Origin of the sequence: Haloprofundus sp. MHR1, assembly GCF_005155585.1 — an archaeon.
Lineage (GTDB): Archaea > Halobacteriota > Halobacteria > Halobacteriales > Haloferacaceae > Haloprofundus > Haloprofundus halophilus.
On sequence record NZ_CP039833.1, the window covers coordinates 711,599 to 732,566 of the forward strand.

Below are 20,968 nucleotides of genomic sequence, written 5' to 3' on the forward strand. Positions count from 1 at the left end.
GTGACCCGACAGAAAGCCGATTACCTCTGGGTGGTGGTGTTCGCAGTGCTCGTCGTCTTCGCCGTGCCGTGGTTCCTCTGGGGGGACAGCCGCGTCGTCGCCGGGTTGCCGCTGTGGCTCTGGTGGCACGTCGGTTGGATGGGCGTCGCGAGCGTCGCGTTCTACGCGTTCACCCGCGGCGCGTGGGACCGCGGCATGGGGGTAACCCGTGGTTAGTTCGCTCGCGGTCCAACTGGGCGTCATCGGCGCGTACCTCGTCGTCGCGCTCGCGGTCGGACTGGTCGCGTACCGACTCACCGACCGCGCGGCGGAGGACTACTACCTCGCCAGTCGCTCGCTCGGCACCGTCGTCCTCCTCTTTACGACGTTCGCGACACTGCTCTCGGCGTTCACGTTCTTCGGCGGCCCGAACCTCGCGTACGCGGCGGGCCCCGAGTGGATTCTCGTGATGGGGTTGATGGACGGCATCCTCTTCGCCATTCTCTGGTACGTGCTGGGCTACAAGCAGTGGCTCGTCGGACGCGCCCGCGGCTACGTGACGCTCGGAGAGATGCTCGGCGACCGCTTCGGGTCGACCGGACTCCGGGCGCTGGTCGCCGGCATCAGCCTCTTCTGGCTGTTCCCGTACATCATGCTCCAGCAGATGGGCGCGGGCGAGGCCATCGTCGGCCTCACGGGGGGCGCGATACCGTACTGGGCGGGCGCGGCGCTCATCACCGTCTTCATGGTGGTGTACGTCGCCGCCGCCGGACTCCGCGGCGTCGCGTGGACCGACACGGTGCAGGGCATCTTCATGCTCGGCATCGTCTGGGTCGCCGTCGGCTGGGTGCTCGTCGCCGTCGACGGCTCGGCGACCGCCTACGCTGGGTTCGACGCGGACGAACTCGCGCTCGGCGGTGGCCTCTACACGCCGCAGTACATCGTCTCGACGGCGGTCACCATCGCCTTCGGCGTGGCGATGTTCCCGCAGATCAACCAGCGGTTCTTCGTCGCCAAATCCGGTCGCGTGCTGAAGCGGTCGTTCGCGCTGTGGCCGATTCTGGTCGTGCTCCTCTTCGTGCCGGCGTTCATGCTCGGCACCTGGGCGGCGGGTCTCGGCGTCGAGGTGCCCGAGGGCGCGAACGTCATCCCCGTGCTGCTCAACCAGTACACGCCCGTCTGGTTCGCCGCGCTCGTCGTCGCGGGCGCGATGGCGGCGATGATGTCCTCCTCGGATTCGATGCTGCTCTCGGGGTCGTCGTACCTCACGCGCGACCTCTACCGCCCGCTCGTCGACCCGGACGCCAGCGAGGCGAAGGAGGGGTGGGTCGCCCGCGTCGGCGTCGCCGTCTTCGCCGTCGGTACGTTCGTCGCCAGTCTGTTCCGGCCGGGGTCGCTCATCGACGTCGGCGACCTCGCGTTCAGCGGGTTCGCCCAACTCGCGCTTCCCGTGCTGGTTTCTCTGTACTGGGCGAAGACGACCCGAGACGGGATGTACGCCGGCGTTCTCGGGAGTCAGGCGTTCTACGTGCTCCACTCGCTCGGCCCGCTCCCGGCGACGTACTTCGGATGGGACGCTGCGCTCTACGGGATGGTGTTGGGTCTCGCGCTCACCGTCGGCGTCTCCGCGGTCACCTCGCCAGCACCCGACGAGAAGCGGGCGACGTTCACTGACGGACTGAGCGCGGACTGAGCGAGTTCTCTCCCCGTTCAGCCCCGAACGCCTCCGAAGCATACAATTTCTATCGCTCCTAAGCCGAGGTATGAACGACCCCGGGCTCCAGTCGCTCGTGGACCAGTCGACGCTCCGAAGCCGCATTCGCCGCGGTGACCTCCCCGACTGGGCCGTCTCGCACTACGAGACGTTCCGGAAGACGATGCTCGACGACCGGGACGACGAGCCGTTCCCGTGTTACTTCGGCATCGAGTCCGAGCGACAGGGCGACGCTCTCTACACGTTCGTCCCCTCGACGACGCATCCCGACGCCCTCCTCCGGTTCCGAGATACGCTGCTCGAGTACGTCGAGGAGTTCGAGGGATTCTCCGAGCGCGCCTCGCTCGTCGCGTTCTTCAAACCACCCGGAGAAGAGCTCACCGAGGCAGAGTACCACGAACAGCTCTGGCACGTTCTGCAGTTTCTGCACGTCCACGACCCCGAGCCGTGGCCCGAGGCGATTCCGACCGACCCCGACGACCCCCACTGGGAGTTCTCCTTCGGCGGCGAACCGATGTTCCCGACGACGCGTGCCCCCTTTTACGAGAGGCGGATGAGTCGCTACTGCCCGCTCGGCCTCGAAATCACCTTCCAACCCCGGAAGGTATTCGCGGGCATCACCGCCGACACCGAGGCCGGCCAACAGGCCCGCGAAGTCATCAAACGGCGTATCGAGGCGTACGACGGTGTCTGCCCGCACGCCGACATCGGCGACTGGGGCGTCGACGGCGACCGCGAGTGGCACCAGTACATGCTCTCGGCGGACCCCGATCAAGCGCCTGACGAGTGCCCGATGACCGTCAGTCGCACCCACCCGAAGGTCGACCCCGAACTGCTAAAACCGAGGGTGAAAGCGTGACGCCGGCGGCCGAGTTCTCGCTGCCCGAAGACGCGGTTTTGCTCCTCGTCGACCTTCAGACGGGGTTCGACGACCCGGCGTGGGGCGATCGAAACAACCCCGACGCCGAGTCGTACGCGGCGGACCTGCTCTCGGCGTGGCGCGAACGCGGAATGCCCGTCGTCCACGTCCGCCACCGGTCGAAGGAGGACGACTCGCCGCTTCGCCCGGACCGACCCGGGTTCGCGTACCAGGCCGAGACCGCACCCGGAGCGGGAGAACAGACGTTCGAGAAGACGGTCAACAGCGCGTTCGTCGGCACCGACTTGGAGAACTGGCTCCGCGAGCGCGAGTACGACACCATCGTCGTCGTCGGCCTCACGACCGACCACTGCGTCTCGACGACGACACGGATGGCCGAGAACCTCGGCTTCTCGCCCGTCCTCGTCTCGGACGCGACGGCGACGTTCGACCGCGAAGGCCCGGACGGCGAGTACTACGACGCCGAGGAGATGCACCGAACCGCGCTGGCGCACCTTCACGGCGAGTTCGCCCGAATCGTCGACACCGACGAACTGCTGGCCTCGCTCGACTGAGAACTCCGGCCGTCTCCCGAACCGCATCCGTTTAACCGCCGTCCGTCCAACTGAGAGCCATGCAGACGCACATCGTGCCGGTCGGCTTCGACTACGACCGGCTCATCGCGCCCCTCATCCGGGACCAGTTAGACGTCGACCGGGTGATTCTCCTCGAGGGCGCGGTCGGCAGCGAGGCCAACGTCGAGTACTCGCGACGGCTCTCGGGGAAACTCGAAAAGGACTTTCAGAACCTGCTCGGCGCGACGACCGAACGCCTCGTTCTCGCGGACGTCTACGACTACGACGCCGCCTTCGAGCAGGCGTACGACCTCATCAACGCCGAACTGGACCGCGGAATCGACGGCGGCGACGCAGTCGCCGCCGACGGACCCGACAACTCCGCCGGCTCCGACCCCGGCGAGGTGTGGGTGAACGTCAGCGCGATGCCGCGTCCCGTCTCCTTCGCGTTCGCCACCGCCGCCCACTCCATCATGGTCGAGCGGCAGGACGACAGAGAGCGCATCCACACCTACTACACCGCCCCCGAGAAGTATCTGGAGACGGAGTTGGCGGAGGAGCTCCGCGCCAACCGGGAACTGCTCTCGGACCTGCTCGCGGACGGAGGCGTCGACGAGGACCGTCTCCGCGAGCGCCTCGACGCCGCGTCGGAACTGCTGTCGGAGTTCGACGAGCGCGGAACGACTATCGGCGCGAAACGCATCGGCGAGCGCCACATCGTCGAACTGCCGGTGGCGTCGTTCTCGAACGTCAAGCCGTTCGAGGAGCTCATCCTCTTCACGCTCGGCGAACACGGCGTCTTCGAGTCCGTCTCCGAACTCGCCGAGACGCTGGCGGGCGAACTCGACGAGGAGTACACCGACAGTTTCCGCTCGAAAGTCATCTACAACGTCGACCGCCTCGGCCCCGGCGGGAAGGGGTACATCGAGCGCGACGAGCGCGGGAAATCCCACCGGACGCGGCTCTCGCGCATCGGCGAACTGTGGGTTCGCGCTCACACCGGCGAGGAGTCCGGCGCCGAACCGTAGCTACGGCTCCTCGACCGTCCCGAACCCGCGTGCCGGTTCGACGCCGTCGAGCGGACTCGTCGGAGCCGCCGCCGGCACCTCCGGGTCGTTGTACTCGCCGGGGGCGACGTCGTTCGGGCCGTCCGGGTAGAACAGCGAGGCGAGTTGCTGAATCTGCGGGCGGCCGACATCCAACTCGAACTGGCCGCCGCCGTACAGCGAGATGTCGCGCTCCTCGGCGTATTCGATGGTTTCGAGCAAGGATTCGAGGGTGCCGAACCGCGAGGGCTTGACGTTGAGCCACCGCGGTTCGAACGGGAGCGACTCGACGCTCTCGACGCCGGTTATCGGCGCGTCCCACGAGAGCCGACCCGTCTCTCTTTCGAGCATCGCCTCCGTCTCGCCGGTGACGGCCGGGTCCTCGACGACGGCGTCGGGAAAGCCCGAGAAGACGCGCTCGTACAGGTCGGGGTCGGCGCCCTGGTCGACGGTCGTCCCGCTGTAGTACCCCTTCAGGTCGAGGATTCGCACCGCGTCGGTCTCGGCGAGGTCGGAGACGAGTTCGTCGCCCCAGTCGCTCGTCGGGTCGAGTTTGAACTCCGAGTCGGGATAGGCCGCGAGCAGTTCGTCGACTCGACGGCTGCTCGGCCCCGCCTCGCCGTCGAGGCGCGTACTCACGACGAACCGGACCGGGTCGTACTCCCGGTCCAGCGCCTCGCCGAGCGTCGTCCCCGCTTGTTTGAGCGCGAGGTCCAACGCGGCGCTCTCGACGGCCCACCGCCGGTAGTGGTCGCCCGTCTCGCGTTCGGGAGGCTTCGTCGGGAAGAGGTCGATGTCGTCGAGCATCGCCGAGAACTCCGAGAGCGTGTACTCGCCCGTGAAATCGAACGGCGGTGCGTCCGCGAGCGCGTCGTGGTCTTCGGCGTCGTACGTCACGTCCTCGCCGCGTCCCGTCTCGCCGTCGCCGAGCAGCGCGAACACGGTGGTCGCGCGGGTGAACCCGCTGGATGTCGCCCGTTCGCGCCGGGACCGGGAGGTGTCGGAGACGACGAGCGGGAGGTCCGCGAGTCGGTCGTAGAGCGTCATGGCGACAGTTGGGTCGCCGCTCGGTTAACTCTGTGGCGCGCTATCGTCGACTACCGACCGCCCAGCGCGCCGACCTCGAACTTCTTGATTCGGGTCGACAGCGCGAGGAACGTCGCGGTGAGCGTCAGCGTCACCGCGCCCGCCGCGGCGAGCTGGAGCGCCGTCACGTCGCCGTAGACGGCCGCGAAATCCGCGAACGGGAGATTCGTGTGGTGCGGGTCGCCGACGACGGGGACGAAGTAATCCACGACGTCGTTGAAGCCGTACCAGAGCGCGGCGACGGCGACGGCACCGACCGGAAAGTCCGAGTATCGGTGGACGAGAAACGCCTGGACGACCATCGCGAGGTGGCTGAAGAACAGAAAGAGGTACATCGGAACCGCGGTGTACGCGAGGAAGCCGTCGGCGAAGACGACGAGCGTGAACGGCGTCCAGAATCCGAGCTTCCAGCAGCCGAAGAAGGCGAGCGCGTTCAGATACTCGTTGGTGCGGCCGACTTTCCACAGCGCGAGCGACAGCGCGATGAACAGCGTCGCCACCGGGCTGTCGGGGACGAACGGCCACATCACGACCGGCGTCTCCGCGAACTGGAAACGGTAGTACCAGAACCCGAACGCCGTTCCGACGAGGTTGACGGCGACGACGAGCCACGCGAGGTTCAGACCGAAGTTCTCCAACCACCGGGGGAGGGGGGCGAGCCAGCGCGGAAGCCCCTCCGACGACGGGAGTCCGTCGCCGCCGAACAGTTCGCGGGCGTCGCGCGCGAGAGACATGTCCGTGGGTTAGATGGAGTCGTCAAAGGCGTAGCGGTCTCCCGCCGGGCCGACGGGAACTCCTTCGCTCGTTCTCACCGCCGCAAACTACCTCGTCCTGGACCGCTAACCGAGAAGTAGATTCACGAATGCGTGAACTCCGAAATCTGAAAGGACTCCATCCGAACGACCTCACCCGGCGCCAACGACTCGTTCTCGGCTACGGAGTCGGCCTCGTCTCGGTCATAGTCGTGTTTACGCTCCTGTACTACTGGGGGATGCGGACGCTCGAAGGTCGCCCGCGTTCCATCTTTCAGGCGCTCAACACCGTCATCGAGACGATGACGACGACCGGCTACGGCGCGGACTCCCCGTGGGAAACCCCGGCGATGAACGTCTTCGTCGCCGCGATGCAGGTCACCGGCGTCGTCATCGGCTTCGTCACGCTTCGGGTGCTCGTCATCCCGCTGTTCGAGCGAGCGCCGCTGAACCTCGACGACCGACTCTCGGTCAAGAGCGACCACGTGGTCGTCGCCGAGTACCAGCGCGACACCGAGGTACTGTTGGACGAACTCGAAGAACTCGACGTCGACTACGTGCTCGTCGAGTCAGATCAGGAGGAAGCGAAGCGGCTCTCCGACGACGGCTACCAGGCGATACACGGCGACCCCGAGGACCGCGAAGACCTCGAACGCGCCACCATCGAGGAGGCGTCGATGCTCATCACCGACGCCGGAAACCGCACCGCCAGCATCGTCTTGACTGCGCTCGAGGCGAACGAGGACCTCCGGGTGATAAGCTTCACCGACTCGACGCGTCGCAAGGCCGCGTTCGCCGAGATCGGCGTCGACCGCAGCGTCGCGCCGCACGCGCTCATCGGCCGACGGCTGGCCGAGAAGGCGACGACGCCCGTCACCGTCGACAGCGGCGTCGGCGACACGTCGGTGACGATTCGGGAGGTGCTCGTCCGCCGCGGCAGTTCGCTTCACGGCGTCCGGATACGCGACTCGCCGCTCGCCACCCATCCGGACCTCACGCTGGTCGCGGGATGGTTCGACGGCGAACTGCGCGTCTCACCGTCGGCCGACGCTCGACTGACCGCTAACACCGTGCTCGTCGTCGCCGGCCCCGAGGGGACGCTCGACGAGGTGGCGAGCGAAGTCGCCGGCATCCGAACGCCGCAGGAATCCGCACGCGAGCGGGTCGTGGTCGCGGGACTCGGCGAGGGCGGTACCGCCGCCGTCGAGGCGCTGCCCGAGCAGGTCTCGGTGACGACCGTCGACGAATCGCCGGACGCCGACCCCGACGTCGTCGGCGACGTGACCGAACCGCAGACGCTCCGCGAAGCCGACGTCGACGACGCCTCGGCGCTCATCGTCACCGTGAACGACGACGCCGACGCGCTCCTGACCACCGCGATGGCTCGCGCGCTGGCCCCGGACGTCGAGATACTCGTTCGGGTGACGGACACCGAGAAGACGGGGCCGGCGTTCAGGGCCGGAGCCGACTACGTGCTCTCGATTCAACAGCTCTGCGCCAGGCTCGTGGCGGCGGAGGTCCACGGCGAACGGGTGATGGACCCCGTCGGCCAGATTCGGCTCGTCCGGGCGGACGCGTCGGCGTTCGCGGGCGAGTCGCTGCGGGACGCCCGCCGCGACGCGGACCGGGAGTGGACGGTGGTGGCCGTCGCTCGCAACGGCGGCGTTCACACCGCCGAAGAGACGGTCGTCGAGTCGGGCGACGAGATGTTCGTCGCCGGGAGCGACGAGGCCATACAGGAGTTCGAGCGAACGGTCGACACGGGGTGACGCGGTCGGCGGTCGACGCGACCCTACGGCGCGCTCGCGGCGCTTTTCGCCGGAAGGACACCGATAAGTGAGCCCACTCCTACGTCCGCGTATGGCCGAGGAGACAGACCTCAACGAACTCAAGCGCGGCACCGACCTCGTCAAGCGAGGCTTCGCACAGATGCAGAAAGGCGGCGTCATCATGGACGTCGTCACGCGCGAACAGGCCCGTATCGCCGAGGACGCCGGTGCCGTCGCCGTGATGGCGCTCGAAGCGGTCCCGGCCGACATCCGAAAGCGCGGCGGCGTCGCGCGGATGCCCGACCCGGCGAACGTCACCGAGATAATCGACGAGGTCTCCATCCCGGTGATGGGGAAGGCCCGCATCGGCCACCACACCGAGGCGCAGATTCTCGAGGCGCTCGGCGTCGACATGATAGACGAGTCCGAGGTGCTGACGCCCGCCGACGACGAGTACCACATCGACAAGCGCGAGTTCACCTCGCCGTTCGTCTGCGGCGCACGCAACCTCGGGGAGGCGCTCCGCCGCATCGACGAGGGCGCGGCGATGATTCGAACGAAGGGCGAGGCCGGCACTGGCGACGTCAACCAGGCCGTCCAGCACCAGCGCACCATCAAGGGCTCCATCCGCGAACTCGTCGGCAAGAACTTCGAGGAGCGCGAGAAGTGGGCCCGCGAGCACGAAGCGCCCGCGGACCTCGTCCACGAGACCGCGGAGATGGGGCGCCTTCCCGTCGTCAACTTCGCCGCCGGCGGCATCGCCACCCCCGCGGACGCGGCGCTGATGATGCACCACGGCTGCGACGGTATCTTCGTCGGGTCCGGTATCTTCGGCGCGGAGAACCCCGAAGCGATGGGCGAAGCCATCGTCGAGGCCGTCAACAACTGGGACGACCCGGAACGCCTCGCCGACATCTCGACCGACGTCGGCCGCGGGATGAAGGGCCAGTCGAACAGCGAGATGGCCGACGAGGAGAAACTGCAGGGTCGCGGCGTCTGAGCGTTAATCGGAGGATATCGGCGAAGACAGCGCCGGCGACGCTCAGTCGTCGCCGAGGCTCACGGTCACCGGGCCGTCGAACGACAGCAGCACTTCCTGGGTCGCGTCGCCGAACAGCGCTTTCCCCGTCGGCGAGCGTCGCCGCCCCGCCAGAAAGAGGTGGTCGCAGTCGAGTTCGTCGGCGATGCCGAGGATTCGGTCCGCGCGGCGGCCGACCGCACCGACCGTCTCGTACTCGATGGCGATACCGTCGAGCGCCTCGCTCGCGACGTTCTCGGCGAGGGCCTCGGCGTCACTACGGGCGTCGCTGAGCGAGTACGCCGACCCCGGCGCACCGGCGTCGACGGTCGACTGGCGGGTGTCGTCGTACGCCGACTGGGCGGTGACCGCCAGCAGCACGAGTTCGGCGTCGACGCCGGCGGCGAGTTCACCGGCCTCGCGGACGAGTCGTTTCGAGCGCTCGGAGTCGGTGACGGCGACGAGTGCACGTTTCATTAATCGTGAATTACGGGAGCTGCACAAAAACGTTCCGGCGGGAGAGACGGTTCCGCGCCTCGCTCCGTGACTCGCGACCCGCGACCCCGTCAGAGCACCGTCGCGCCGCGACCGATTTCGGTCTGGTACGCCCGGGCGTCGACGCCCGCATCGCCGAACGACTCGACCATCGCGGCGGCGACGCGCCTGCGTTCGTCGCGGCGACAGACGGCGAGAACCGACGGGCCCGCGCCGCTGACGGTGACGCCCGTCGCGCCCGCTCGGAGCGCGGCGTCGCGCACGTCGTCGTAGCCGGTGATGAGCGCCGCGCGGGCGGGTGTGACGACCGGGTCGTCCATCCCGCGGCCGACGAGTTCGGGGTCGCTCCGGCACATCCCGACGGCGAGCGTCGACGCGTTGCCGACCGTCGAGACGAGTTCGTCGAGCGTCGTCGACTCGGGGAGGACGCCGCGGGCGTCGCGCGTCGAGACGGCGATGTCGGGGAGGCAGGCGACCAGCGGGACGTCGGCGTCGACGCTCGTCACGCCGTCGTCGGTGGCGACGGTGAAGCCGCCGAGCAGCGCGGGCGCGACGTTGTCGGCGTGGGCCTCGCCGGAGACGACCGCCTCGCCCTTCGCGGCGACGGAGACGAGCTCCTCGCGGCTGCGACCGCGGTCGTACAGTTCGTTGAGCGCCAGCGCCGCCGCGGCCGCGCTCGCCGCCGACGACCCCAGCCCCGAGGAGGGGCGCACGCCCTTGTCGATCCGTATGTGCGCGGGGGCGTCGAGCGCCTCGGCGACGGCTCCGACCGTGTTCTTCTTCGGGTTCTCGGGGATGTACCGGCTGCCGGTGCCGGTCACGTCGATGGTCGTCTCGGCGGCGCGTTCGACGCGGACGACGTCCGCCGGTCGACCGAGCGCGACGCCGAAGACGTCGAAGCCGCTGCCGAGGTTCGCACTGGTCGCGGGCGCGCGCACGGTTATCATGGCCTGCGGTATCCGGAGTCGAGAGAAAAAGGTGGCGAAGCGCGGAGCACCGGCCGCCCGCTCGCGGTTCGACCGTCGCTCACTCGCTGGCGGTCACGTACAGCATCGGACCGACGACCAACAGCGCGATGCCGAGAAACAGGTAGTGCACCGGCACGAGGTCGGTCGGCGTGAGCGCGAAGACGAGGCCGAACACGATGAAGTTGATTCCCAGAACCCGGCGCGACCCCAGCGGTAGCGCCCCGAGGGTCAACACGACGAAGCCGAGCAGAAGCGCCTGCCCCACGTTGTAATTGAGCAGGAAACTGTCGATGATCTGCAGGAGCATCCTTACCCGTAAGTGACCCGGAACTGGGCATTAAAGTTCCGTTCTACCGCTCGCCGCGCTCGCGCTCCGAGCGCTCGCGTTCGGAGGGGCCGGTGATGTCCAGCGGTCGAATCCAGCCGTACCAGAGCACGAACACCATCGCCCCGTAGCCGACCGCGAAGACGACTCTCCCGACGCCGTTGTAGCCGAGATTGCCCAACACCCATCGGACGACGCCGGTTCCGACGATGCCGGTGAACAGAATCAGTATCAGAAGCAAGTTGTCGTACGTGATGAGTTCGTCGTCGCTGTCGGCCATACCCACGGTTGGGTCTCGGCGCCCCTGAATCACTCGGTTTCGGGGGCGCGTTCCCGACTCGGCCGCTGCACCGACCGCTCCCGTGAGCGCCGGTCGCACGCCACCACGAAGGCTTTGTACGCCGACTCCGACGCCATCGCATGGATTACCGACCGCTGCCGGAGGCGCATCGCGACGCCGTCCGGCGAACGCTCCAGTACGCGTTCCGCCCCGAGGCGGGGCCGGAACTCGACGACGACCCGCCGGAGCGCCCAGACAGTTACTCGCCTCGGGCGGTGTACGCCGACGCCGACGCGGGGACGTCCGACGACGCGCTCGACGCCGACGACATCCGCGCCGTCTGCGGCTGGTACGACTTCTCGATGCTGATTCGGGGTGCGACCCGTCGCGTCGGCGGCCTCGCCGCGGTCGCCTCGCCGCCGGAGACGCGCCGACAGGGCCACATCGGGTGGATGCTCGACGCGTTTCTCGGCGAACTCCGCGACGAAGACGTTCCGTTCTCCGCGCTCTGGCCGTTCGAGTACGCCTTCTACGCGCGGTTCGGTTGGGCGACGACGAACACCTACCAGCGAACGACCGTGCCGCCGGGCGAACTCTCCTCGGTCGTCGCCGACGCCGGCGACGCGGCCGACGCTGACAACGCGGCCGACGCTGACAACGCGGCCGACGACGCCGACGTTGACAACGCGGACGACGCGGCCGACGCGAGCGGTCGATTCCGCCGCATCGACGTCGAGGCGTACGAAACCGTCGACGCCGTCCACCGCGAGGCGGCGACGGAGACGCTCGCGCTCAGACGGACCGAGGGCTGGTGGCGACACCGCGTCTTCGACCGCTGGGGAACCGAACCGTACGTCTACGGGTGGGAGAACGCCGACGGCGACCTCCGGGGATATCTCGTCTACACGGTCGAGAGAGACGACGCCGAGGACGAGAAGACGATGGCGGTCCGCGAACTCGTCGGCGTCGACGCCGACGCCGAGCGCCACCTGCTTCGGTTCTGCCGCGACCACGACTCGCAGGTCGACCGCGTCCGACTCGACGGACCGCTCGGCGGCGACCTGCTGTTCCGCCTCTCGGACCCCCGGGCGGCGACGGTCGAACGCCGTCCGGGACCGATGGTCCGCGTCGTCGACGTGGTCGACGCCGTCGAGTCGACGCCCGTTCCGGAGCACGAAACCGGCGCGGTCGTCCTCTCCGTCGTCGACGACCGCTGCGCGTGGAACGACGACACCTTCGAGCTACGCGCAGACGAGTCCGGAGTCACCTGCGAGCGAACCGACGCCGCCCCCTCGCTCCGTCTCGGTATCGGCGCGCTCTCGCAGATTCTCGTCGGGGCGCGCTCCGCGCCGCAGTTGCGAGACGACGGCCGACTCGAACCGCCCGACGGCGTCACCGACGCCGACGCGATGGAGGCGGGAGGGTCGACGGAGGCGGCGGAGGCGGTTGCGACGCTCGATAGTCTCTATCCGACGGAAAACGTGTTCCTGCACGAGTTCTTCTGACTCGGCGCGCTCGGGTTCTTCGACTCCGCTCAGGTCTCGACGGTGTACCCCTGCTCGCGCAGGATGTCCGGCACTCGCTCCTTGTGGTTCCCCTGCAACTCGATGACGCCGTCCTCGACGGTGCCGCCGCAGGCGAGTTTCCGCTTTAGCGTCGAGGCGAGTTCCTTCAGGTCCGTGTCGCCCTCGAACCCATCGACGAGCGTGACGGGTTTGCCGTAGCGCCGCGTGTCCACGGAGACGGTGAGCACCTGCTGGGTGCGCGCGAGGTCGTCGTCGATGCCGAGTTCGTCCGGGAGTCCGGAGATCGAACCGAGGTCTTTGTCCTTTGCCACATTAGCAGTAGGGTCTCAGAGTACTTGGGTTGTCACTCCGGGTTGGTGCGTGATAAATAACGAAAACTGCTAATTCGGTTGTGGAAGTCTACGGGACGCGCGATTCAGCGATTACCGTGGAGGAACCGCCTGCCGGGTTCTCCCAGACGATGCGAACAGTGGTCGTGCCCGATACGTCGCCCTCTTCAACAATAGGATTGCCAGCAGTTACGATGCCAGTTGCTTCCGTAGCACCAGTAGCACTAGTATCTACACCTTGGACAGTGATTTGCTCCATGTTGAGGTCCTGACCACCGTCGTGCGTGATGTCCACTGTATTTCCATTGTATTGGAAATCAAAACTCGCCTGCGGCGCGCTGTTACCAACCTGATCCCCCAGTCCGAGGACGAACGTGCCGATGACAGCCGCTAGAATTACAGTAATAGCGACCATTAAAATTACGCCGATAACCGGCGAAACAGCTCGTTCGTCGTTAAACAATTTCTTAATGTTCATGATTGTCTCGAACACACCGTCTGAGTAGAGGCACTGTACCCCGCCATGCGAGGGACCCGTGTGCCCTGGGCGGTGACACCCTGCCCGGATACGTTCTGTCTCATTGGTGTGTCTTGTTCATCCGAATGAACCCATCCCATATAAATTTAGGGCTTGAATACTGTAGTCATAAACACAGTCCTCGAAAGTTACCATCGGCTGTTGAGTGCTCTACATCCAGAATTTCGGAACAACGTGTCGATTTCGTTTCGCCGAACTGACGGGACGTGAGTTCGAGCGCGGGCGGCGAGTAGAGGTCGCCTACCGCGTCGAGCGCGCCGCTCGGTTCAGTCGTCGCGCGGTTCGCGTTCCTGCGCTTTCGCCCGCTCGACGCCGCGTTCGACGGCGTAGCGCAGTTGCGACGCGGTGAAGCCGCCGAGGTAGTCGTGGTCCCGGATGAGATGGTACTCGTAGTCGGCGGGCGTCACACCGATAAACACCGTGTCGCAGCCGCAGACCTCGCAGTCCGGGATGTGGACGTCCGAGCGGGCGTCCGCCGGGTCGTAAAACGACGGCGAGTCGCTCATCGGTCCCCTCCCGTAGGCCGCTTCGTCGCGTCGGTTCCCCCCGTCTCTACTCGTGCGCTCCGCAGGTGTCTCATGCAGTTTCTGTCGTTCATCGGAAGGTGGCTGTAGTAGGTCTTTTGTTCTGAACTGTCCGCTCGTCGGTCACAGAACCGCCGCTCCGCGCGGCAGCCACTCGCGCTCCGTGCACCTGGCGACCGAACTCTCGGCGACCAGTGTCGGTTCTTCGACGTCGTCGTCGAAGCGGTCCGGGTCGGCCTCGACGAGCTCCAGTCCGGAGGTGAACGTCGACCCGCGGCGTCCGAACACGCTCACGATTCCTCCGGCGCGTCGCTCGTCGTCCGGCGTCTCCCGGGGGTCGGGGAACCGGTCGCGGATCGACTGCGCGCTCGCCGCGAGGTGCTCGGCCGCCTGTTTCTGCGACCAGCGGCTCTCGCCGTGGTAGATGTCGGCGTACGACTCGTCCGGACAGACCGCCGAGTGCTCGGGGGACTCGTACTGGATCGTGTTCTCGACTACCTGTCCGTGGACGAACCGCGCGTTGACCGTACAGCAGCGCGGATACCGGAGGACGACCGGAAAGAAGGTCAGGTTCGAGACGGAGTACAGCTGTTGGAGCCGCCACAACGCCTCGGAGAGATAGCCCGCGAGCGCCGCCCGCCCGTCGGACCGCTCGCCTTCGAGGTACGCGTGAGCGACCGACTCGTACTCGTCGCCGACGAACCGTTCGAGCGTGGTCTCGTAGCTGGTTTTGATGCGCTCGAACTGCTGGTCGCACGCCTCGTGAACCGACGCCCGCGGGTCGGCGACCATCTCGGCTTTCCGTTCGAGTCCCTCCGCGACTCGCCACATGTTGCGGTGGAACTCCAGTTCGGCCTCGACGCTCGGCATCGGGAGACGAATCGCTCGTCCGTGGAACAGGCTGGTCCGCTCGGGGGGAGTCGCGTCGAGATGCCGCATCGTCGTCCTCGCTCGTCAGTCCGGCGGTATCAACCTGTCCATTATCCTGACCCCCGGCGCGGTTGGCGACCGACCGCGGTGCTCCCGGCTACGACTGCACGAGTGAGTACAGAACCGACGCTACCCCCGTTTCCCCTCTTTCCTCCTCTTTCCCCTCCGCTATCGTCGACCGTTCGGTCACCGCCGTCGACGCTCAGTTCTCCGCTCCCCTCGTCCGCGAACCGGCGACACGTTCCGGAGAACGCAGGCTTATCGAGGGTTTTGTTGTGTGTGAGCTATGAGCAAGCAAACGGCGTTCGACTGGGTCGACGAGAACGAATCGCGCCTCGTCGACGTCGCGGAACGTATCTGGGAGACGCCCGAACTCGGGCTTCACGAGGAACAGTCGGCGGCGACGCTCGTCGAGTTCCTCGAAGGTGAGGGGTTCGAGATCGAACACGGCGTCGCCGGGATGCCGACGGCGTTCGTCGCCGCCTACGGCGAGGGCGGACCGAGAGTCGGCATCCTCGGCGAGTACGACGCGCTCCCGGGGCTCTCGCAGAAGGTCGAAGCCGAACGCGACCCCGTCGAGGAGGGCGGCCCCGGCCACGGGTGCGGCCACAACCTCTTCGGCACCGCCGGGGCGGGCGCGGCCGTCGCAGTGAAGGAAGCCATCGACGGGTCGGGACTCCCCGGAACCGTCGTCTTCTACGGCTGCCCGGCCGAGGAGACGCTGGTCGGGAAGACGTACATGGCCCGCGCGGGCGTCTTCGACGACCTCGACGCGGCGCTGACGTGGCACCCGGGCGACCTCAGCACGCCGCGGATGGGTTCGTCGAACGCGCTCGACTCCGTCATGTTCACCTTCGAGGGCGAGGCGGCGCACGCGGGCGGGTCGCCGGATTCGGGTCGGAGCGCGCTCGACGCGGTCGAACTGATGAACACCGGCGTCGAGTACATGCGCGAACACATCTCCGACGACGCGCGGATGCACTACGTCATCACGGACGGGGGAGAAGCCCCGAACGTCGTCCCCGCGGAGGCGACGGTGTGGCACTACGTCCGCGCGCCGGACCGCGAGGAGGTCGAGCGCAACACCGAGTGGCTCCGCGACATCGCCGAGGCGGCGGCGCTGATGACGCAGACCGAGGTCACCGAACGGTTCCTCACGGGCTGTTACGACTACCGCGCCAACGACGTCGTCTCCGACGTCATCTGGCGGAACATGCAGGCTGTCGGCCCGATTCCGTACGACGACGCCGACTACGAGTTCGCCGCCGAACTCAAGGCGACCGTCCCCGACGACCGAATCGAGTCTGGGCTCTCGACCGTCCCCGACGAACTGTACGACGAGATACGCGAGAAGTCGCTGCATCCCGACCCCGTGGAACCGTTCGACCGCGACCACCAGACCCACGGCTCGACGGAAGTCGCCGACGTGAGTTGGATCACGCCGACCGGCCAGTTCACGGCGGCGACGTGGCCCGTCGGCGCGCCCGGCCACTCCTGGCAGGTCGTCGCCGCCAACGGCGACTTCGGGCTGAAGGGCGTCGCGTTCACCGCGAAAGTGCTCGCCGGGGCGACGTACGACCTGCTGACGAGTCCGGAGACGGTCGAAGCGGCGCGCGAGGAGTTCGAGACGGAGATCGGCGGCGACGCCTACGAGACGCCGCTCCCGGAGGACGCCGAACCCCCGTTCGACGTGACGACGTAGGTTCGCGTCTCGATACCGTGTTTTAACTCGCCCAACGCTGTTCTCTCGGTAGACAACCCATGAAGAGCGCCACACTGACCGACACCCGGACGCTGGAACTCAGAGACGGACAGCGACCGACTCCGGGGTCGGACGAACTGCTCGTCGCGGTCAACGCCTGCGGCGTCTGTGCGACCGACGTTCACATGTACAGCGGTTCGCTCTCCGTCGATTACCCGTTGGTTCCGGGTCACGAGTGCGCCGGTGAAATCGTCGCCGTTGGCGACGACGTCGGCGACGGCGGCGACTTCACGGCGGGCGACCGCGTCGCCATCAACCCCTCCGTTCCGTGCCACGAGTGCCGGATGTGCAAATCCGGACGCGAGAACCTCTGCACCGACCTCACGTCGATAGGCGGGGCGGCAAAACACACCGTCGACGGGGCGTTCGCCGAGTACGTCTGTGCGCCGGCGGCGAACGTCGAACGTATCGGCGACCTCGACTACCGGACCGCGGCGTTCGCCGAGCCGTTGGGTTGTTGCATCAACGGTCTCGACCAGATCGATCTGACGAGCGGCGAGACGGTCGTCGTCGTCGGGGCCGGGGCTATCGGCTTGCTCCTCGTCGGACTACTTCGGACGAGCGGTGCCGGAGCCGTCGTCGTCTCCGAACCGGTCGCCGAGCGCCGGGAGGCGGCCCTCGAACTCGGGGCGGACCACGCGGTCGACCCGACCGAGGGGGACCTCGAATCGACGGTCGACGACCTCGTCGGGCCGGTCGACGTCGCTATCGAAGCGGTCGGCGTCCCGGCTCTCGTCGAGCAGGCGCACGCGCTCACCGGACCCGGCGGGCGGACGCTCGTTTTCGGCGTCCCGCCCGAGGACGCGACGGTCGAACTTCCGGCGTTCGACCTGTTCTTCGAGGAGCGAGAAGTTATCGGGACGTACTCGCTCACGCCCGACACGTTCGCACGAGCGGTGAGGCTGCTCCAGACCGGCCGCGTCGACGTCGACGCGCTCGTCACCGACGAGTTCGGTCTCGACGAACTCGGAACGGCGTTCGACCAGATGGAGAACCGCGAAGGACTCAAGAAGATGGTGTACCCGCAGCGGTAGAACGGCCGAGACGGGTCGCACCCGTATCGTCGATGTGTCGTGGACGTACCGTGGACGCGTTACGGACGGTAGAACGGTCGCTATCGGGTGTGGGAACGAGATTAGTTGGCTGGGGAGTGTGCGGCCCTTCGTCGCCAAAGGGATGGGCCAACGCGGATTTGAACCGCGGACCTCCCGGTTATCAGCCGAGCGCTCAACCTAACTGAGCTATTGGCCCAACTGAGCGCATTCAGTAGTTGCGCGGTGTTTTGTTTAAGGGTTTCTGTTTCGCCCAACGGCGGTAGGCCGTGGCACTGCCGTCTTTCGATTATCGGCGGTCTATTTTGCCGCCACTCGCCGGAGAATCAGTTCGACCGGTCGGTGCTCGCGTCGTCGTCGTCGAACCGATACGAGTTCGAGTCGACGTCGTACACGTCGTCTTCCTCGTCGGGGTACGGGAATCCGCCGGTCCAGACGCCGCCGGAGACGAAGCCGTCGGCCTGCTTGTCGAGGTACGGCTTCACGACGTAGCGCTTGATGACCGTGCGAATCGGGTACCGGGTCACCGGAATCGCCAGCAGGAACCCGATAACGTCGGTCACGAGACCGGGGGTGAGTAGGAACGCGCCCGCGGCGATGAGCAGGCCGCCGTCGAGCAGTTGGTTCGCCGGGAGTTCGCCGATCGCCAGTCGCTGTTGGATGCGCGCGAGCGTCGTCCGGCCCTCCGCGCGGACGAGCATCATCCCCACGAGTCCGGTGAGTACGACGAGTGCGACGGTCGGGAGATAGCCCAACTCGCCTGCGACGGGGACGAGCAACAGCGCGTCGCTCAGGGGGATGAGCAACAGCAGCACGATTATCCAGCGAGTCCGCATACCTCTCGCTATCAGTTCCGGCCTGATAGCCTTTGTGACGTGACCCTGTCGCGTGTTTTCGGCCGGTACCGACCCGTAGACGGCCACTCACGTCCGTCGAGCGAGTATCAGCGCCGCGCCGCCCTCGAAGTACGACTCGTCCCGTCTCACCCGCTCGAACCCCATCGAACGGTACAGCGCTCTCGCCGCCCCGTTCTCCGGTTCGACGGCGACGGTGACTCGGGTTTCGGCCCCGAGCGACGAGACCAGACGGGACAACAGGGCGCTCGCTCGGCCCTCTCGGCGGCGGTCGGGCCGGACCGCGAGTTCGGCCACGTGAACCGACTCACCGTACACGGCGAGAAGGTAGGCGACCGGTCGCCCATCGGCGGTCGACACCAACACGTTCCCGGCGTCGACGGCCCAGCGAAGCAGTTCCGGGCTCGGCTCCGCCAGCGACGTCTGTATCGACGCGAGTGCGGGGTACTCCGCGGTTCGGGCCGGTCGAATCAAGGTCACAGAAGCAAGAACGCAGCGAGCGCGATGCTCACGACCGCACCCGACAGCGTCGCCAGAAAGTTCACCGCTTGGTTGCCGACGCGGTTCCCCTCGACCGTCGCCCCGAGGAGGCTGTCGACCGTCATCCCACTAACGCCGCCGAGCGTGACGATGAGTGCGCCGACGAGCGGCGGAGCCAACGGTAACGTGAGCGCAGCGACGGCGGCGACGAGGACGGCCCCGAGGAGTCCGGCGAGTTCGCCCTGCCAGGTCACCGCGCCGTCGGTCCCCGGTTCGACCTCTCGGAGCGTGGTGATGAGTCGCGGCGTGTCGAACAGGCCGCCGACTTCGCTCGACAGCGTGTCGCTCATCGCCGTCGCCAGCGACCCGGCGAACGCGAACAGAAACAGCAACTCGACGCCCGCTTGCTCGGTCGCGGCGTAGCCGAGAACGGCCGCCATCGCGACGGCGGCGTTGCCGAGCACGTTCCCGCTTCCGCGCGCGCCGTCGTTCTCCTCGGCGACGCCGCGTCGGCGCTTGGACTCGTACTTGAACTTCGTCGAGAGCGCGCCGACGCCGAAGAACGTGATGAGGACGGCGAACCAGCCGAACCCGCCGAGAACGATAGTGAGGACGCCCAGAAGGATGCCGGTGAGCATCCCCGCGACCGACGCCGTGCCGAGCGCGTACGAGACGTAGCCGAGGACGACAGTCAGCGCGAGCGCGGCGGCGACCTCCAGCGGCGAGACGTCGATAGGGAGTTCGTGGAACAGCCACAGCAGCAGCCCGGTCGAGACGAGCACCAGCGGGTCGTCGTGTTTGAGCAGTACCTCGCGGAGCAGCGCGGCGACGAACACACCGACGGCCGCCAGAAACGTGAGTTTCGGAACCGTGAGCGCCTCGTTCGTCGCGGACACGACGAGCGCCTGTCCGCCGACGGCCGCCAGAAAGCCGGCGACAGTGAAACCCGCGACGGCGTGAAACGCCCCGTCGTTCCAGCGGGAGGCGAGCTGCTCGCCGAGGTTGCCGTAGGCGACGACGACGACGGCGGCGACGAACGCGCTGACGGGCAGCCGCGTCTCCGGAACCGTCGCCAGCACCGCCAGCGCCGCCGCGGCGAGCGCGAAACCCAGTAGGCCGGTCAGCCGGCCGTCCTGTCGGTCGCCCGGGCGGGCGAACAGCTCGAAGAGACGGCCGTCCTCGCCGACGAACGCGGCGACGGCGGCGACGACGGCGAACGGAACCGCCGCTGCGATGCCGAGAACCGGCGTGGCGAACGCGAGGGACCCGACGGCGGCGAACCCGGCCGCCCGTCGGAGAGTCGAAGTCACACCACTCGGTATCCCCGATGACCACTTAACCCTCCCGACATCGCGGACTTTGCTCCGTCTCGGCTCGCCGGAGGCGACCGAACTCACGCTCGCCCGTTCGGCTCCCGGACGGGAGGGACGCCAGAGAGATGGGCTTTTGAAGTCCGGCGACGACTCTCGGACGTGGCCCTGTACGACACGTATCTCGCGCTTCGCCACCGCCGCTCGACGGCGGAGTCCCCCCGACACGTCGCCGTCGTCATCACCGAGCGCGACCTGTTGGAGAAAGGCGCGTACGAGACGCTCGAACGGTTCCTCGAGTGGGCGTTCGAGTACGGAGCCGAACGCGTCACCATCTCCGTGAGCGTGCTCGACCCGGCGGTCGTGGCGACGCTCGAACGCGAACTGCGCGGCGTGGACGCCCCCCGCTCGCTGGTCGTCCGCGGCCCCGACGACACCGAACGCGCCGACGCGCCCATCCAGGTGAGTATCGGCCTCGGCGGCAAACACGAGTTCGCCGAGGCGGTCCGCTCGCTCGCCCGCGAAGTCGAGGCGGGAGAACTCGACCCCGAGGACATCGACGAGGACGACATCGAGGGCCGTCTCGTCTTCCCCGACGAACCGGACCTGGTGCTCAAGACGGGCGCCGAACGGCTCTCGGACTTCATGATCTGGCAGTCGGTGTACTCGGAGCTGTACTTCACCGACGTGAACTGGCGGGACTTCCGCAAGCGCGACTACCTCCGCGCGGTGCTGGATTACCAGGACCGAAAGCGGCGGTTTGGACGCTGAGCGGCGGCAAGCGCCCAAACGTCGCC

The 20,968-nt window shown here is 67.4% G+C and carries 24 protein-coding genes and 1 tRNA gene; 11 read left to right on the forward strand and 14 right to left on the reverse strand.

Annotated features, from left to right (window positions below; translation table 11 throughout):
- The 5 genes from FCF25_RS03495 (at position 1) to FCF25_RS03515 (ending at position 4,155) form a co-directional block, all read left to right on the forward strand.
- Positions 1–216: a DUF3311 domain-containing protein gene (locus tag FCF25_RS03495; RefSeq protein WP_117594789.1), complete on the forward strand. Its 216-nt coding sequence runs from the start codon at positions 1–3 to the stop codon at positions 214–216.
- Positions 209–1,672 carry a sodium:solute symporter gene (locus FCF25_RS03500; RefSeq protein WP_137047338.1) on the forward strand — a complete coding sequence of 488 codons (1,464 nt, stop codon included), beginning with the start codon at positions 209–211 and terminating at the stop codon, positions 1,670–1,672. Before FCF25_RS03495 ends, FCF25_RS03500 begins: the two co-directional genes overlap by 8 nt.
- A gap of 70 nt (positions 1,673–1,742) precedes the next feature.
- Complete coding sequence (locus FCF25_RS03505; RefSeq protein ID WP_137047339.1) at positions 1,743–2,552, forward strand: YqcI/YcgG family protein; 810 nt, start codon at positions 1,743–1,745, stop codon at positions 2,550–2,552.
- A complete protein-coding gene (locus FCF25_RS03510; RefSeq protein ID WP_198665719.1) occupies positions 2,549–3,127 on the forward strand; it encodes a cysteine hydrolase family protein in 579 nt (192 codons plus the stop codon). The genes FCF25_RS03505 and FCF25_RS03510 overlap by 4 nt, the downstream gene beginning before the upstream one ends.
- Positions 3,128–3,186: 59 nt before the next feature.
- A complete protein-coding gene (locus FCF25_RS03515) occupies positions 3,187–4,155 on the forward strand; it encodes a DUF6293 family protein (protein ID WP_137047341.1) in 969 nt (322 codons plus the stop codon).
- Here the strand turns inward: FCF25_RS03515 and FCF25_RS03520 are convergent, their stop codons facing one another.
- Entirely contained in the window at positions 4,156–5,220 is a 1,065-nt protein-coding gene (locus FCF25_RS03520) for a hypothetical protein (protein ID WP_137047342.1), read from the reverse strand.
- Positions 5,221–5,270: 50 nt separating this feature from the next.
- Positions 5,271–5,993: a DUF1405 domain-containing protein gene (locus tag FCF25_RS03525; protein ID WP_137047343.1), complete on the reverse strand. Its 723-nt coding sequence runs from the start codon at positions 5,991–5,993 to the stop codon at positions 5,271–5,273.
- A gap of 128 nt (positions 5,994–6,121) precedes the next feature.
- Between FCF25_RS03525 and FCF25_RS03530 the strand changes: the two genes are divergently transcribed.
- Both FCF25_RS03530 and pdxS read left to right on the forward strand, forming a co-directional pair.
- Positions 6,122–7,780, forward strand: coding sequence for a TrkA family potassium uptake protein (locus FCF25_RS03530; RefSeq protein WP_137047344.1), 1,659 nt, complete (start codon positions 6,122–6,124; stop codon positions 7,778–7,780).
- 91 nt (positions 7,781–7,871) lie between these two features.
- Positions 7,872–8,780 (forward strand): pyridoxal 5'-phosphate synthase lyase subunit PdxS, encoded by a 909-nt coding sequence (pdxS, locus tag FCF25_RS03535; protein ID WP_117594796.1) that lies wholly within the window; start codon positions 7,872–7,874, stop codon positions 8,778–8,780.
- Positions 8,781–8,822: 42 nt separating this feature from the next.
- Here pdxS and FCF25_RS03540 read toward each other — a convergent pair whose 3' ends face one another.
- The 4 genes from FCF25_RS03540 to FCF25_RS03555 all read right to left on the reverse strand — a co-directional run bounded on the left by FCF25_RS03540 (position 8,823) and on the right by FCF25_RS03555 (position 10,866).
- A complete protein-coding gene (locus tag FCF25_RS03540) occupies positions 8,823–9,275 on the reverse strand; it encodes a universal stress protein (protein ID WP_117594797.1) in 453 nt (150 codons plus the stop codon).
- 89 nt (positions 9,276–9,364) lie between these two features.
- Positions 9,365–10,240, reverse strand: a complete 876-nt coding sequence (locus FCF25_RS03545) for a homoserine kinase (protein ID WP_117594798.1) — start codon at positions 10,238–10,240, stop codon at positions 9,365–9,367.
- Positions 10,241–10,319: 79 nt separating this feature from the next.
- Positions 10,320–10,568, reverse strand: coding sequence for a hypothetical protein (locus tag FCF25_RS03550; protein ID WP_117594799.1), 249 nt, complete (start codon positions 10,566–10,568; stop codon positions 10,320–10,322).
- Between the two features lie 43 nt (positions 10,569–10,611).
- The gene (locus FCF25_RS03555) at positions 10,612–10,866 is read right to left on the reverse strand and encodes a hypothetical protein (protein ID WP_117594800.1); all 255 of its coding nucleotides are present in this window, start codon (positions 10,864–10,866) and stop codon (positions 10,612–10,614) included.
- 140 nt (positions 10,867–11,006) lie between these two features.
- Between FCF25_RS03555 and eis the strand changes: the two genes are divergently transcribed.
- The gene (gene eis, locus FCF25_RS03560) at positions 11,007–12,371 is read left to right on the forward strand and encodes an enhanced intracellular survival protein Eis (RefSeq protein WP_137047345.1); all 1,365 of its coding nucleotides are present in this window, start codon (positions 11,007–11,009) and stop codon (positions 12,369–12,371) included.
- 29 nt (positions 12,372–12,400) lie between these two features.
- On the opposite strand, the gene yciH is transcribed toward eis, so the two are convergent.
- The 4 genes from yciH to FCF25_RS03580 all read right to left on the reverse strand — a co-directional run bounded on the left by yciH (position 12,401) and on the right by FCF25_RS03580 (position 14,722).
- On the reverse strand, positions 12,401–12,703 hold the full coding sequence (yciH, locus tag FCF25_RS03565; RefSeq protein WP_117594802.1) for a stress response translation initiation inhibitor YciH: 303 nt from the start codon (positions 12,701–12,703) through the stop codon (positions 12,401–12,403).
- 88 nt (positions 12,704–12,791) lie between these two features.
- Positions 12,792–13,199: a type IV pilin gene (locus tag FCF25_RS03570; protein WP_137047346.1), complete on the reverse strand. Its 408-nt coding sequence runs from the start codon at positions 13,197–13,199 to the stop codon at positions 12,792–12,794.
- Positions 13,200–13,525: 326 nt separating this feature from the next.
- Positions 13,526–13,765, reverse strand: coding sequence for a hypothetical protein (locus tag FCF25_RS03575; protein ID WP_117594804.1), 240 nt, complete (start codon positions 13,763–13,765; stop codon positions 13,526–13,528).
- 141 nt (positions 13,766–13,906) lie between these two features.
- The gene (locus tag FCF25_RS03580; RefSeq protein WP_137047347.1) at positions 13,907–14,722 is read right to left on the reverse strand and encodes a hypothetical protein; all 816 of its coding nucleotides are present in this window, start codon (positions 14,720–14,722) and stop codon (positions 13,907–13,909) included.
- A gap of 277 nt (positions 14,723–14,999) precedes the next feature.
- Between FCF25_RS03580 and FCF25_RS03585 the strand changes: the two genes are divergently transcribed.
- Together FCF25_RS03585 and FCF25_RS03590 are read left to right on the forward strand one after the other, a co-directional pair.
- Positions 15,000–16,415 (forward strand): amidohydrolase, encoded by a 1,416-nt coding sequence (locus FCF25_RS03585; RefSeq protein WP_137047348.1) that lies wholly within the window; start codon positions 15,000–15,002, stop codon positions 16,413–16,415.
- A 59-nt stretch (positions 16,416–16,474) separates the two neighbouring features.
- Positions 16,475–17,509 (forward strand): zinc-dependent alcohol dehydrogenase family protein, encoded by a 1,035-nt coding sequence (locus FCF25_RS03590; protein ID WP_137047349.1) that lies wholly within the window; start codon positions 16,475–16,477, stop codon positions 17,507–17,509.
- Between the two features lie 143 nt (positions 17,510–17,652).
- On the opposite strand, the gene FCF25_RS03595 is transcribed toward FCF25_RS03590, so the two are convergent.
- The 4 genes from FCF25_RS03595 to FCF25_RS03610 form a co-directional block, all read right to left on the reverse strand.
- Positions 17,653–17,726 (reverse strand) — tRNA-Ile (locus FCF25_RS03595).
- Between the two features lie 127 nt (positions 17,727–17,853).
- The gene (locus tag FCF25_RS03600; protein ID WP_117594808.1) at positions 17,854–18,363 is read right to left on the reverse strand and encodes an FxsA family protein; all 510 of its coding nucleotides are present in this window, start codon (positions 18,361–18,363) and stop codon (positions 17,854–17,856) included.
- Between the two features lie 87 nt (positions 18,364–18,450).
- Positions 18,451–18,861, reverse strand: coding sequence for an N-acetyltransferase (locus tag FCF25_RS03605; protein WP_137047350.1), 411 nt, complete (start codon positions 18,859–18,861; stop codon positions 18,451–18,453).
- Positions 18,858–20,171 carry a DUF92 domain-containing protein gene (locus FCF25_RS03610; RefSeq protein WP_137047351.1) on the reverse strand — a complete coding sequence of 438 codons (1,314 nt, stop codon included), beginning with the start codon at positions 20,169–20,171 and terminating at the stop codon, positions 18,858–18,860. The genes FCF25_RS03605 and FCF25_RS03610 overlap by 4 nt, the downstream gene beginning before the upstream one ends.
- Before the next feature lie 162 nt (positions 20,172–20,333).
- On the opposite strand from FCF25_RS03610, the gene FCF25_RS03615 reads away from it, so the two are divergent.
- The gene (locus tag FCF25_RS03615; RefSeq protein WP_117594811.1) at positions 20,334–20,942 is read left to right on the forward strand and encodes an undecaprenyl diphosphate synthase family protein; all 609 of its coding nucleotides are present in this window, start codon (positions 20,334–20,336) and stop codon (positions 20,940–20,942) included.
- Positions 20,943–20,968: the final 26 nt, after the last annotated feature.